This window comes from Pseudomonas sp. LjRoot71, assembly GCF_964253255.1.
Taxonomy (GTDB): domain Bacteria; phylum Pseudomonadota; class Gammaproteobacteria; order Pseudomonadales; family Pseudomonadaceae; genus Aquipseudomonas.
The window spans coordinates 543158-557567 of sequence record NZ_CAXURA020000001.1; the positions used below are offsets into that span (position 1 = coordinate 543158).

Below are 14410 nucleotides of genomic sequence, written 5' to 3' on the forward strand. Positions count from 1 at the left end.
TCAAACCAGTTTAGCGATCAGCTCACGCGCTTCCTGTTGCTGACCTTCGTTACCTTCGGTGATGACTTCATCAAGGATGTCGCGAGCACCTTCGGTATCACCCATGTCGATGTAGGCGCGCGCTAGATCAAGCTTGGTGGCCGTTTCATCGGTACCAGAGAGGAAGTCGAAGTCATCGTCATTATCCAGTGCAGCGCTGGCAGGCGCGGTGCTTGGCGATAGATCCAGATCAGCAGGCTGATCCAGGTCATCGGAAAGCAGATCCAGCTCGGCGCTGACTTCGTCCAGTTGCGCCGCAAAACTATCGCTCGACGGCTGAGCTGGGGCGTCATCACTCAGCGACAGATCAAAGTCAGCTGACAGGTCAAAGTCACCTGCCGCATCTTCCGCTGGCAATTCAAAACTTGGTTCAGCAGCAGCCGGCGCAACCTTGGGCTCATCATCCAGGCTCAGCAGGAAATCATCTTCGGCCGCAGCGCTTTCGGTCGATTTGGCCGGTGCATCCAGATCCAGACTGAAGTCCGCCAGATCGCCGCCCAAATCTAGGCTGTCGCTGGTACTGTCCGCCAGACTCAGGTCAAAACCCAGATCATCTTCTTTGCTGTCGGCTTGCTCAATCGGAGAACTGAAGTCCAGGTCACTGTCCAGCGCCAGGCTGTCCAAATCATTCAGCGAAGCATTGTCACCCGCTGCCTGCAGGTCACGGTCCAGTTCAGATTCAAGGTCGTCCAGGCTCAGGTCAAATGCATCGTCCTGATCACCAGCCGGCGCTTTCGGAGCCGGATCATCCAGAGTCAGGTCATCCAGGCTGAAGCTGTCCAGATCTTCGGCAGCCGCAGCCGCTGCAAAACCGGCACCAGCGGCTACCGCCGCCATTGCGGGGTACTTGGCCTTGATTTGATCGACTTCGGCGGCGCTGCCACCGATTTCACGCAGCTCGTCGTCCTGACGGGCAAAACCATTGCGGTCACCCATCTCGGCATAGACTTCCATCAGTTTCAGGCGCAGATCACTGCGCTGCGGCTCGTCATTGATCGCAGTCTGCAGCAACTCGGCAGCCTGCGGGAAACGGCCATAGGCGATATAGATATCGGCCTCACCCAGGGCATCACCAGTCTGCGCGGTTACCCGCTCTTCGCTCGGCGCATCGGACTGCTGGCTGCCGAGGTCATCGCTCAGACCATCAAAGCTGTCGTCAGGCAAATCCAGACCCGCACCCAGGTCAGAAGCATTATCGTCGGCGGCCAGGCTTTCCTGCAGCTCCGCCTCTTTCAAAGCATTACGACGGGACAGCATCATCAATGCCAACAGCAGCACCAACAGTGCACCACCACCGGCAACTCCCAACAGCACCGGGTTAGCCAACAAATCGTCAATGACATTGCTCTCGGCCTGTGGCTCTGCAACCACCGGAGCCTCAACAACAGGCGCTGGCGGAGCTACCGGGGCAGGCTCAGCTGCAACAACCGGAGCGGGCTCCTGCACTGCGGGCGCAGCTGCTTCAGGCTGTGCAGCAGGCTCTTCGCTGTAGTTGAAATCGGTTTCACCTGTTGCGGCCGGCTCAACCGGAGCAGGTACGACCGCAGGCTCTTGCGGTACAGCTGCTGGCGCAGGTGTTGCCGGGGCTTCAGTAACTACGGGGGCTTCAACCACTGCCGCAGGAGCCGGAACAACAGCTGGAGCTGGTGCGTTGTTTTGTGCAGCCAGATCAGCCTGTAGCTTGGCCATCTGATCGTCTTTGAGCTGAATCAGACGCTGAAGCTTGTCGAGCTGGCTCTGCAAGTCGGTCATACGGCCTTTCAGCTCGTCGTTTTCACGGCGGCTGGAGTCCAGGCTTTCTTGGGTCACAGCCAGCTTGTCGGTCAAAGCCTTGCTGTCAGCTGCGCCTTTGTCACTGCCGGTAGTGGCTTTGCCACTCTCAGCGGCAACCAGTTTCAAGCTATCGCCTGTCTCGACCTTGGCTGGCGCGGCAGCGGCGCTGGTGCGTTTGGTGGCATCTAGCTGGCGAGCACTGGTCGCTACGCTACGGCCTTCACGCCAGGCAGCATTCTGCTCAGCGACCTGGGCAATGGCTTCACCCTGGGCGCGGCTCTTGACCTGTTGCTCATCCGGCAGACGCAGCACCTGGCCACTTTTCAGACGGTTGATGTTGCCGCCAACAAAGGCATCCGGATTCAGATCCTGAATGGCCAGCATGGCTTGATGCACACTGCCACCCGCACGTGCGCGCTGGGCAATTTCCCAAAGGGTGTCATTGGCAGTGGTTTTGTATTCATTGCCATCCAGCGGCTTGGCTGCTGGCGCAGTCGGGGCGGAAGGGGCAGTTGGAGCAGCAGGACGAGCAACCGGAGCCGCTGCGACAGCTGGACGCGGAGCGGCTACAGGAGCCTGCACACGTGGTGCGGGGGCGGCAACAGGCAGTTGTGCAGTCGCTGGGATTACGCTCTGCGGGGTATAGAGCGGTGGATCAAGCAGCAAGGTGTATTCACGCAGCAAACGGCCATTGGGCCACAGCACTTCAACCAGGAAGTTCAGGTAGGGCTCGCGCATGGGCTTGCTGGAAGTCACCCGAATGACACTTTTGCCATTGGGTTTGAGCACGGGTGTGAACTTGAGGTCCGTCAGGAAGTACTGACGATCAACACCAGCCTTGGTGAATGCTTCGGGGGACGCCAGGGTTGGAATGACTTCGTTGGAAGCCAGGTCGCGCACTTCCAGCAACTCGATCTCTGCGACCAGCGGCTGATTGAGCGCCGATTGCAGGGTCACCTCACCCAGCCCCAGCGCGTGCGCCATACCGGATGACAGCGCCGAAGCAGCTGCGATTGCCAGCACCAGTTTGCGAACCCGAACCATAGCGTTATCCCTTGTTTTATCTTTTTTTCTCGACCAGCGAGAGGATCTTGAAAATTGCTGCCTGCCCCACCCGAAGGTGTTACCCCATTCAGCAATCAACTCAGCCAGTATTGCCAAGCTCGAAAGATTCTTCAAATTTCTAGGTAAGTATCTTTTACAGATAGTGTTTTATCAACAACTCGGCTATTTGCACAGCATTCAGCGCCGCGCCTTTTCTCACATTATCAGACGTGATCCACAAATTGAGTTGGGCTGGATCATCCAGACCCGCACGCACCCGGCCCACATAGACCACGTCCTGGCCGACGGCATCGCCCACCGCAGTAGGGTAATCATCCGGTTCAACCAGCTCCAACGCAGGTGCGCTGTCCAGCGCAGCACGGACCTGTTGCAAGTCGATAGCCGAATTAGCTTGCAGGGAAACAGTCAAACTGTCGCCAAAAAACACCGGCACCTGGATACAGGTTATGGCAACCGGCAGGTGCAGCACGCCAAGCAATTGCCTGATTTCACCGGCTATCTGCCGCTCCAGCGCGGCATGTCCGTCGCTGTCGGGCTGCTCGACCTGCGCCAACACGTTGAACGCCACCTGCCGATCAAACAGCCGTGGCTCAAGAGCACGGCCGTTAAGCAATTCAGCGGTCTGGCGCGCCAGTTCGGATACCGCTTCACGGCCGCGACTGGAAACAGCCAAGCAAGCGGTCACGGTCAGTCGCTGGATAACCAGAGACTCTGGCAGCGCGGCCAGCACCGCAGCCAGGGCGATGGCCGGCGCACTCGGACTGGTCAGCAGATAAGGCGCGTTCAGTGTCGCAAGCACCTGCGCATTGACCTCAGGCACCAGCCGCGGTGCCTGTTCAGCAGGCAGGCCGCTGGCCAGATCGATCACTGCACAGCCGGCAGCCGCCGCTTGCGCCGCATGCATCTGACTAACCTTGCTGCCCGCAGCAAAGAACGCCAGGCGTACAGTGGCAAAATCAAAGCCCTGTAGATCGCGAACGCGCAGGCTTTTGCCCTTGAAGGTCAGTGAACGCCCTGCTGACTCTCCGCTGGCCAGCAAATGCAGATTGGCTACCGGGAATTCGCGCTCTTCCAGCAGTTGCACCAAGGCTTCGCCAACACTACCGGTGGCACCGATCACGGCAATATCAAAGGTTCGGGTCATGGCAGCACTTCAAGCGAAATAAGCCCAGCACTGTATAGCCAGGCCCGACAAATGCAAAGAAGCGGGCTGCCAAGCGCTCGATTTGACTCGAACACTCGACAACCCGCTCCTTTAACAGCGTATTGCGTATCAGCGCTCCAACAGAATCCGCAGCATGCGACGCAGCGGTTCGGCCGCGCCCCACAGCAGTTGGTCACCGACAGTGAACGCGCCGAGGTACTGCGAACCCATATTGAGCTTGCGCAGACGGCCAACCGGAACACTCAGGGTACCGGTTACAGCAGTCGGCCCCAGCTCGCGAATGCTCGCTTCACGCTGGTTTGGCACCAGTTTGACCCAAGGATTGTGCTGGCTGATCAGACCTTCGATGTCCGACAGCGGCACATCCTTGTTCAGTTTGATGGTCAGCGCCTGGCTGTGGCAGCGCATGGCGCCAATACGCACGCACAGGCCATCAACCGGGATCGGGTTTTTGAAGCGACCCAAAATCTTGTTGGTTTCCGCCTGGCCCTTCCACTCTTCGCGGCTCTGGCCGTTCGGCAGTTCCTTGTCGATGTAAGGAATCAGGCTGCCGGCCAGCGGCACGCCGAAGTTATCGACCGGGAACGACTCACCGCGCATGGCCTCGGCCACTTTGCGGTCGATATCCAGAATGGCGCTGGCTGGATCGGCCAGTTCATCGGCCACCGAGGCGTTGATCGCGCCCATTTGCTTAATCAGCTCACGCATATTCTGCGCGCCAGCGCCGGAGGCCGCCTGATAGGTCATGGCGCTCATCCACTCGACCAGGCCGGCTTCGTACAGGCCGCCCAGCGCCATCAGCATCAGGCTGACGGTGCAGTTGCCGCCGATATAGTTCTTGGTGCCCGCATCCAGTTGCTGATCGATCACCTTGCGGTTGACCGGGTCGAGCACGATCACCGAGCTGTCATCCATGCGCAGCGACGAGGCGGCATCAATCCAGTAACCCTGCCAGCCGGCTTCGCGCAGCTTAGGGAAGACTTCATTGGTGTAGTCGCCACCCTGGCAAGTCAGGATCACGTCCAGGCTTTTCAGCTCGTCGATGCTGTAGGCGTCCTTCAAAGGCGCCGTTTCCTTGCCAATCGCCGGGCCTTGGCCGCCGACATTGGAGGTGGTGAAGAACACCGGCTCGATCAAGTCGAAATCCTGTTCTTCCAGCATGCGTTGCATCAGCACGGAACCGACCATGCCGCGCCAACCGATCAGACCTACACGTTTCATAACACTCAAACCTCTATATGCGACCCCGCCTAGTACGACGGGGCCGGAAAGATTACAGACTACGCAGCGCTTCGACTACCGCATCACCCATTGCCGCAGTGCCGACCTTGGTCGTACCCGCGCTGTAGATGTCGCCGGTACGCAGGCCCTGATCCAGCACCTTGCTTACAGCCAACTCAATGGCATCGGCGACCGCTGCCTGATTGAAGCTGTAACGCAGCATCATCGACACCGAGAGAATGGTGGCCAGCGGGTTGGCGATGCCCTTGCCGGCGATGTCCGGCGCAGAGCCGTGGCACGGCTCGTACATGCCCTTGTTGTTGGCGTCCAAGGATGCCGACGGCAGCATGCCGATGGAACCAGTGAGCATCGAAGCTTCGTCGGACAAAATGTCACCAAACATGTTGTCGGTGACCATCACGTCGAATTGCTTGGGTGCGCGCACCAGTTGCATAGCAGCGTTGTCGACGTACATGTGGCTCAGCTCGACGTCCGGGTAGTCCTTGGCCACTTCCTCGACCACGGCGCGCCACAGCTGGCTGGACGCCAGAACGTTGGCCTTGTCCACCGAGCAGAGCTTCTTGCCGCGCACGCGGGCCATGTCGAAACCGACCTTGGCGATGCGGCGGATTTCGCTCTCGCTGTACGGCAGGGTGTCGTAGGCCATGCGCTCGCCGTTTTCCAGCACCTTGCTCTCGCGCGGTTGGCCGAAATAGATGCCGCCGGTCAGTTCACGGACGATGAGGATGTCCAGGCCCGCGACCACTTCCGGCTTGAGGCTGGAGGCCTCGGCCAGTTGCGGGTAGAGGATGGCCGGACGCAGGTTGCCGAACAGGCCCAGCTGCGAACGGATTTTCAGCAGGCCGCGCTCTGGACGGATCGCAGGATCGATGGTGTCCCACTTCGGCCCGCCAACGGCACCGAGCAGCACCGCATCGGCAGCCTTGGCGCGTGCCAAGGTCTCGTCGGCCAGCGGCACGCCATAACGGTCGATGGCCGCACCACCGAGGTCATCGAAGCTCAGTTCGAAGCCCAGGTTGTACTTATCGTTGGCCAGGTTCAGCACCTTGACCGCCTCGGCCATGATTTCCGGGCCGATACCGTCGCCGGGGAGAATCAGAATCTGCTTGCTCATCACATCCTCGATACGCAGGAGGGTGCGCCGTGCGCACCTTTTAAATAGTGAGTCAGTCGGTGCGCACAGCGCACCCTACTTGATTGCGCCGAACAGCCAGGGGCTGCGCTGCTGATAGGTGCTTTCAAAGGCCTTGATCGCATCGCTGTCCTGCAGGGTCAGGCCGATATCGTCCAGACCGTTGAGCAGGCAATGCTTGCGGAAGGCATCGACCTCAAAGCTGTACTGCACGCCGTCCGGGCGAGTCACGGTTTGCGCGGCCAGGTCGACGGTCAGTTGATAACCCACAGTGGCTTCCGCCTGTTGGAACAACGCATCAACCTCGTCTTCCTTGAGGATGATCGGCAGCAAGCCGTTCTTGAAGCTGTTGTTGAAGAAGATATCGGCAAAGCTCGGCGCGATGATCGTACGGAAGCCGTACTCCTCCAGCGCCCAAGGCGCGTGTTCGCGGCTCGAACCACAGCCGAAGTTCTCCCGCGCCAGCAGCACGCTGGCGCCCTGGTAACGCGGGAAGTTCAACACGAACTCCTGGTTGACCGGACGCTTGGAGTTGTCCTGATTCGGCTGACCGACATCGTGGTAGCGCCATTCATCGAACAGGTTCGGGCCGAAGCCAGTGCGCTTGATCGACTTCAAGAACTGCTTGGGGATGATCTGGTCAGTGTCGACGTTGGCACGGTCAAGCGGTGCAACCAGGCCGGTGTGTTGAGTAAAGGCTTTCATCGTCAGCTCCTTAGGCCTGGATCAATTCGCGCACATCGATAAAGCGACCAGTCACCGCCGCCGCCGCGGCCATCGCTGGGCTGACCAGGTGGGTACGACCACCCGCGCCCTGACGGCCTTCGAAGTTGCGGTTGGAGGTAGAGGCGCAATGCTCGCCACTGCCGAGTTTGTCCGGGTTCATCGCCAGGCACATGGAGCAGCCCGGCTCGCGCCATTCAAAGCCAGCCTCGATAAAGATGTGGTGCAAGCCTTCTTGTTCTGCCTGCGCCTTGACCAGGCCCGAACCTGGCACCACCAGCGCCTGCTTGATGGTGCTGGCAACCTTACGGCCCTTGGCCACTTCAGCGGCAGCGCGCAGGTCTTCGATGCGCGAGTTGGTGCAGGAGCCAATAAACACACGATCCAGTTGAATATCGGTAATCGGCTGATTGGCCGACAGACCCATGTACTTCAGCGCGCGGATGATCGAGTCCTTCTTCACCGGGTCGCTTTCAGCGGCCGGGTCCGGCACGTTCTGGTCCACAGCCAGAACCATTTCAGGGGAAGTCCCCCAGCTGACTTGCGGTTTGATGTCTTCAGCCTTCAGTTCGACCACGGTATCAAACACTGCATCCGCATCGGAAACCAGGTCCTGCCACTGCGCCACGGCCTTGTCCCAATCAGAGCTCTTAGGCGCAAACGGACGGCCTTCGACGTAGGCGATGGTCTTTTCATCCACAGCCACCAAGCCCACGCGAGCACCCGCTTCGATGGACATGTTGCAGATGGTCATGCGTCCTTCCAGCGACAGGTCGCGGATTGCGCTGCCGGCGAACTCCAGAGCATGCCCGTTGCCGCCCGCAGTGCCGATCTTGCCGATCACGGCCAGCACGATGTCCTTGGCGGTGACACCGAACGGCAGCTTGCCTTCGACACGCACCTGCATGTTCTTCATCTTCTTGGCCACCAGGCACTGAGTGGCGAGCACATGCTCGACCTCGGAGGTGCCGATGCCATGGGCCAAGGCACCGAAGGCGCCATGGGTGGAGGTGTGCGAGTCGCCGCAGACCACGGTCATGCCTGGCAGAGTGGCGCCCTGCTCCGGGCCGACCACGTGGACGATGCCCTGACGCACGTCGTTCATCTTGAATTCGAGGATGCCGAAGTCATCGCAGTTCTCGTCCAGGGTCTGTACCTGGATGCGCGACACTTCATCAGCGATGGCTTCAAGGCCGCCCTGACGCTCAGCCTTGGTGGTCGGCACGTTATGGTCCGGGGTAGCGATGTTGGCATCGATACGCCACGGTTTACGGCTGGCCAGACGCAAGCCCTCAAAGGCCTGGGGCGAGGTCACTTCGTGGAGGATGTGGCGGTCGATGTAGATCAGCGACGAACCATCGTCGCGACGCTTCACCTCGTGCATGTCCCAGAGCTTGTCGTACAGCGTTTTGCCGGCCATCAGCGATTCCCTCATCAACTTGTTTCTATGCCTGGGCAAATAGCCCTTTGGCTTATGAGGCCATCCTATGGCCGCGAATGAAATTACTCAAATTCATATTTTTTATTCAAAAAATTCCAAATGGGAATACGAGTGCGGCATGCTGATCGCAATCCACCCCACTCGCCGCCAGGACCTGCCACATGGATCTCGCCACCCTGAATGCCTTTATTGCCATTGCCGAGCTGGGCAGCTTCTCGGAAGCGGCAGAGCGCCTGTTTCTGACCCAGCCAGCGGTGAGCAAACGTATCGCCAGCCTGGAGCAACAGCTCAATGTGCGCCTGTTCGACCGCCTGGGCCGCGAGGTGAGCCTGACCGAGGCCGGCCGCGCTCTGCTGCCACGGGCCTATCAGATTCTTAATGTGCTCGATGATACGCGCCGCGCACTGACCAACCTGAACGGCGAGATCAGCGGTCGCCTGACCCTGGCCACCAGTCACCATATCGGCCTGCACCGCTTGCCTGCGCTGCTGCGCGCTTTTACCCGTGCCTACCCGCAGGTGGCATTGGATATCCAGTTCCTTGACTCAGAAGTGGCCTATGAAGAAGTGCTGCATGGCCGCGCCGAGCTGGCGGTGATCACCCTCGCCCCGGAAACCCGCGAGCCCGTGCATGCCGTGGCCGTGTGGGACGATCCACTGGATTTCGTCGCTGCCCCCGAGCATCCGCTGGCGCGCAATGGTGCCGTCAGCCTGGCGGATGTGGCCCATCACCCGGCGGTATTTCCCGGCGGCAACACCTTTACCCACCACATTGTGCGGCGCCTGTTCGAGGCGCAGGGGCTGACGCCGAATATCGCCATGAGCACCAACTACCTGGAAACCATCAAGATGATGGTTTCCATCGGCCTGGCCTGGAGCGTACTGCCGCGCACCATGCTCGATGACCAGGTTGCGCGCCTGCCGTTGCCCGGCATCCAGCTGACGCGCCAGTTGGGCTATATCAGCCATACCGAACGCACCCTGTCGAATGCTGCGCGAGCCTTTATGAACCTGCTGGATGCCCAGCGTGACGGTCTTGCACAGGCAAGCGAGTAAAGGCTAACGTGGGCCCATAACGATAAGAAAGGTTTCTGCATGACTCAGCCCAGTTGCTCAGCCAACGGCCACGAAACCCGCGCACGTAAAGGAAGAGTGGATCGTGGCCAAATCCAGTGATCGCCGTCCGCCACTGCCGTTTATCCCGGCACTGGATCCTGCCGAATTCGAAAGCACCTGGAACGATGCCCCACGCCTGTTGCGTGCGCTCAATGGCGCCAAACTCGGCACCTGGTACTGGGACATTGAAAGCGGCCGGGTCAGTTGGTCACGCGGTGCCCAGGCACTTTTCGGCCTTGATCCCAAACAGCCGCTGCAAAAGCGCATCGACTATATCGAGCTGATCCCGGAAGAAGACCGTCCGGAAATCATTCGCCTGTTCGAACAACTGCTCGCTGGCACCCCAAGCACGCGCGCCTTCCGCCACCGTATCCGCTGGCCAGATGGCAGCCTGCACTGGCTGGAAATCAGCGGCAGCCTGCAGCAGGACGCCGACGGCAAGCACCGAGTCATCGGGGTCATCCGCGATATCAGCAACCAGCAGGCCCGCGAGCAGGCCCTGCGTAGCAGCGAAGAAAAATTCGCCCAGGCCTTCAATTACAGCCCCGATGCGGTGGTAATCACCGACAAAGCCAGCGGTCGCTTTATCGAAGTCAACGCCGGCTTCGAACGTCAGTTCGGCTGGACCGTTGAACAGACCCTGGGCCGCACCTCACTGGAAATGGGTGTCTGGGCCTGTCTGGAAGATCGCCAACGGATGATGACGGCGATCAGCAACAACAGCCTCAATGGCCTGGAAGTGCCGCTCTACCACCGCGATGGCAGCATCCGCCGAAACCAGTTGTTCGGCGGCGAAATCATGCTAGAGGGCAAGCTCTGCCTGGTTCTGTCGCTGCGTGACATTACCCAGCAACGCCAGCAGGAACAGGCGTTGCACGACAGTCAGGAGCGTCTGGATCTGGCATTGGACTCCGCCTACCTCGGCACCTGGGACTGGCACATCCCCAGCAATATGCTGTTCGGCTCGGCCCGCGCCTCCAAACTGCACGGTTTGAAAGAGGAACCCTTCCACGACGATTTCCGCAAGTTCTTCAGCTGTGTACCGCTGGCTGACCGCCACGCCATGCGTAAGCATTACCAGAACCTGGCGCAGGGCATCACTGAGGATTATCAGGTCACCTACCGGGCGATCTACACCAATCAGGAAGTGCACTACCTGGAAAGCACCGCCAAGCTCTACCGCGACGCCCAGGGCCAGCCTGAACGCATGGCCGGCATCCTCATCGACATCAGCGAGCGGGTGCGCCGTGAGCAACGCCTGGCCGCCTCGGAAGCCAAATTCGCCAGCCTGTTCCAGGCCAGCCCAGACCCTGTCGCCCTGACTACCCTGCCCGACGGCTTTGCCCTGGAAATCAACTCCAGCTTTAGCCAGACCTTCGGCTGGCAACCAGAGGAAGTGGTCGGCCGCAAGATGACCGACCTCAACCTGTGGGCCGATCTGAGCCAGCGCACCGCGCTTTACCACAAGCTGCAGCACGACCAGAGCCTGGACAACGAGGTAGCCGACTTTCTCGACAAGCAGGGCAATGTCATCACCTGCGTGGTGTCCTCACGGCCGATCATGCTCAACAACCAGAGCTGCATCCTCACCACCTTTCGCGATATCAGCGAGCGGCAAAAAGCCCAGGCAGAACTGCAGGCCAGCCAGGAGAAATTTGCCCTGGCATTCCACTCCAGCCCCAACGCCATCACCATTACCGAACGCGACACTGGCCGCTATATCGAAGTCAACGAAGGATTCAGCCGCCTGACGGGTTACAAACCTGAAGAAGTGATCGGCCGCAGCGCCATGGAACTCAATGTCTGGGCTGACCTGGCAGAGCGCGATCTGATGGTGGAAAAGCTCAAGCGCGACGGCCATGTCTACCACATGGAAATGCACGGCAAGCACCGTGACGGCATGGTCAAACTGGTTGAAGTGTCGGTCGAGTCGATCGAGTTGAACAACACCGCATGCCTGTTGCTGACCGCCCGCGACATCAGCGAGCTGAAAAGCGCTCAAGCCCAGGTGCAGCACCTGGCCTACCACGACTCACTAACCAACCTGCCCAACCGTGCCCTGCTGCTCGACCGCCTGACCCAGCAGATTGCCTTGCTCAAGCGCCATGAACTGCGCGCAGCCTTGCTGTTTATCGACCTTGATCACTTCAAGCACATCAACGATTCCCTCGGCCACCCGGTCGGCGATGCCGTGCTCAAGCTGGTGACCGCGCGCCTGGAGTCCAGCGTGCGCCAGGAGGACACCGTGGCGCGCCTGGGCGGCGACGAGTTTGTCGTGCTGATTTCTGGCCTGGAGGGCAAGCGCTCGACGGTGGTCAGCCAGGTGCGCATGGTGGCGGAAAAACTGCGCCACCTGCTGGCCGAACCCATGCTGCTCGACGGTCACCAGCTGCAGGTCACCCCGAGCATCGGCATCGCCCTGATTCCCGATCATGGCGACACCCCGTCCGATCTGCTCAAGCGCGCCGATATCGCCCTCTACCGGGCCAAGGACTCGGGGCGCAACTGCATCCAGCTGTTTCGCAATACCATGCAAAAAGCCGCCAGTGAGCGTCTGCGCCTGGAAAACGACCTGCGCCTGGCCCAGGCCCGTGGCGAATTCGAGCTGCATTTTCAGCCGCAGGTGGATGCACGCAACAATCAGATCATCGGTGCCGAAGCGCTGCTGCGCTGGATGCACCCGACTCTGGGCGCGCAGTCACCGGCGCTGTTTATTCATATCCTCGAAGAAAGTGGGCTGATCCTCGAAGTCGGCGGCTGGGTACTGGCCGAAGCCTGCCACGCCTGCGCCCAACTGCTGCGTCAGGGCCTGGTCGATGCGTCACAGTTCAGCCTGTGTGTAAACATCAGCCCGCGGCAGTTCCGCCAGCATGACTTTGTCGAGCGGGTGGAAAGCAGCCTGACCAGCAGCCAGCTGCCCGCCAATATGCTCAAGCTGGAAATCACCGAAGGCATCGTGATCCAGAACATCGACGACACGGTCGCCAAGATGAACCGCCTCAAACGCCTGGGCGTGAGCTTTGCCATGGACGACTTCGGCACCGGCTACAGTTCGCTGACCTACCTCAAGCGCCTGCCGGTGGATGTGCTGAAGATTGATCAGTCATTCGTGCGCGACGCCACCCAAGACGCCAACGATGCCGAAATCATCCGTGCCATCATCGCCATGGCGCGCAGCCTGGGGCTGGATATGATTGCCGAAGGGGTCGAACAGCCGGATCAGCTGGAGTTTCTCCAGCAGCAAGGCTGCCACCACTATCAGGGCTACCTCTTCAGCAAGCCGGTGCCACTGGAACAGTTCAGCCAACTGCTCCTCGGCACACCGAGCCCCCGCTAAAACAACAAGGGCACCCGAAGGTGCCCTTATTGCTCACATGCAGCGCACTTAGCTCTGCAGTACGCGACCGGCCCCAATCGGAATACGCTTGGCCTTGGCCTCTTCCGGCACGATGCGCACCAGATCGATGTTCAGCAGGCCGTTGACCAGGCTGGCAGCCTTGACCTCGATATGATCGGCCAGGCGGAACGACAGCTTGAAGGCACGCTGGGCGATGCCCTGGTACAGGTAAGTGACGTTCTCGGCGCTGGTATCACGTTTGCCACCAGTGACGGTCAGTACGCCGCGCTCGACCTGCAACTCAAGGTCGTCTTCCTGGAAGCCCGCCGCCGCGACTACGATGCGGTATTGGTCGTCGGCATACTTTTCGACGTTGTAGGGTGGGTAGCTGCTACCCGACTCATTGCGCATGGCCGACTCGAACAGATCATTGAAACGGTCAAAGCCAACGGACTGACGGAACAGCGGGGTCATGGAAAATGCAGTGCTCATAATTTAAATCTCCTGAAATTCAGCGAGTGATACAGGACCCGACTTCGGCATCCTGCATGACTGAAAATGTGGTTACTCAACTGGATTTCAAGCCTCTGCAAAATTTTCTTACAGGGAGCAATCTGATGAGCAAGGTTATGCTGATCACCGGTGCCAGCCGCGGTATTGGCGCAGCCACCGCCAGGCTAGCGGCAACTCAGGGCTATGCACTGTGCCTGAACTACCACCGGCAAGAAGCTGCGGCGCAGGCGCTGGTCGAGGAAATCACCCAGGCTGGTGGCCAGGCCATTGCCGTGCAGGCGAATGTCGCCGATGAAGGCCAAGTGCTGCAGCTGTTCGCCCAGCTCGACCAGCACTTTGGCCGCCTTGATGTGCTGGTCAACAACGCCGGCATCCTGGAAACCCAGATGCCTTTGCAGCAGATGGAACTGGCGCGCTGGCAGCGGGTATTTGCCGCCAATGTGTTTGGCAGCTTTCTCTGCTGTCGCGAGGCGATCAAACGCATGTCGACGCGCCAGGGCGGTAGCGGCGGTGCCATCGTCAACCTGTCCTCGGTGGCCGCCAAACTCGGCGCACCAGGTGAATACATCGACTATGCGGCGGCCAAGGGCGCCATCGATAGCATGACCCTGGGTCTGGCCAAGGAAGTGGCGGCCGATGGCATTCGCGTCAATGCGGTGCGTCCCGGGGTAATCGAAACCGAGATTCACGCCAGCGGTGGTGAGCCGGATCGGGTCGCGCGGGTCAGCCAGAGTGTACCCATGGGCCGCGGCGGCCTGGCCAGCGAAGTGGCGGAAGCCGTGCTCTGGCTGGCCAGCGAGCAGGCGTCATACACCAGTGGCGCGCTGCTGGATGTAAGCGGCGGACGCTAAGTAGCGCCAGCTGG

Annotated in this window: 10 protein-coding genes; 3 read left to right on the top strand and 7 right to left on the bottom strand. The window is 60.1% G+C overall.

Translation table 11 applies throughout. The features are described from left to right. From ACSQ17_RS02625 to leuC, 6 genes are all read right to left on the bottom strand, one after another. Positions 1-2856 carry a FimV/HubP family polar landmark protein gene (locus ACSQ17_RS02625; protein ID WP_436067473.1) on the bottom strand — a complete coding sequence of 952 codons (2856 nt, stop codon included), beginning with the start codon at positions 2854-2856 and terminating at the stop codon, positions 1-3. A gap of 154 nt (positions 2857-3010) precedes the next feature. After that, a complete protein-coding gene (locus ACSQ17_RS02630) occupies positions 3011-4021 on the bottom strand; it encodes an aspartate-semialdehyde dehydrogenase (RefSeq protein ID WP_436067474.1) in 1011 nt (336 codons plus the stop codon). 129 nt (positions 4022-4150) lie between these two features. Then, positions 4151-5263 (bottom strand): aspartate-semialdehyde dehydrogenase, encoded by a 1113-nt coding sequence (gene asd / locus ACSQ17_RS02635; RefSeq protein ID WP_160015298.1) that lies wholly within the window; start codon positions 5261-5263, stop codon positions 4151-4153. 52 nt (positions 5264-5315) lie between these two features. Next, a complete protein-coding gene (gene leuB / locus ACSQ17_RS02640) occupies positions 5316-6398 on the bottom strand; it encodes a 3-isopropylmalate dehydrogenase (RefSeq protein WP_436067475.1) in 1083 nt (360 codons plus the stop codon). Between the two features lie 75 nt (positions 6399-6473). Continuing rightward, complete coding sequence (leuD, locus tag ACSQ17_RS02645) at positions 6474-7121, bottom strand: 3-isopropylmalate dehydratase small subunit (protein ID WP_436067476.1); 648 nt, start codon at positions 7119-7121, stop codon at positions 6474-6476. A 10-nt stretch (positions 7122-7131) separates the two neighbouring features. After that, positions 7132-8559, bottom strand: a complete 1428-nt coding sequence (leuC, locus tag ACSQ17_RS02650) for a 3-isopropylmalate dehydratase large subunit (protein ID WP_436067477.1) — start codon at positions 8557-8559, stop codon at positions 7132-7134. 182 nt (positions 8560-8741) lie between these two features. On the opposite strand from leuC, the gene ACSQ17_RS02655 reads away from it, so the two are divergent. Both ACSQ17_RS02655 and ACSQ17_RS02660 read left to right on the top strand, forming a co-directional pair. Further along, positions 8742-9635 (top strand): LysR family transcriptional regulator, encoded by an 894-nt coding sequence (locus tag ACSQ17_RS02655; RefSeq protein WP_233686122.1) that lies wholly within the window; start codon positions 8742-8744, stop codon positions 9633-9635. A 103-nt stretch (positions 9636-9738) separates the two neighbouring features. After that, the gene (locus ACSQ17_RS02660; RefSeq protein ID WP_436067478.1) at positions 9739-13032 is read left to right on the top strand and encodes a sensor domain-containing protein; all 3294 of its coding nucleotides are present in this window, start codon (positions 9739-9741) and stop codon (positions 13030-13032) included. Between the two features lie 48 nt (positions 13033-13080). Here the strand turns inward: ACSQ17_RS02660 and ACSQ17_RS02665 are convergent, their stop codons facing one another. Beyond that, positions 13081-13524: an Hsp20 family protein gene (locus tag ACSQ17_RS02665; protein ID WP_233686124.1), complete on the bottom strand. Its 444-nt coding sequence runs from the start codon at positions 13522-13524 to the stop codon at positions 13081-13083. Positions 13525-13649: 125 nt separating this feature from the next. Here ACSQ17_RS02665 and ACSQ17_RS02670 point away from each other — a divergent pair, with 125 nt between their 5' ends. Beyond that, positions 13650-14396: an SDR family oxidoreductase gene (locus ACSQ17_RS02670; RefSeq protein ID WP_436067479.1), complete on the top strand. Its 747-nt coding sequence runs from the start codon at positions 13650-13652 to the stop codon at positions 14394-14396. The last annotated feature ends 14 nt before the right edge of the window (positions 14397-14410 follow it).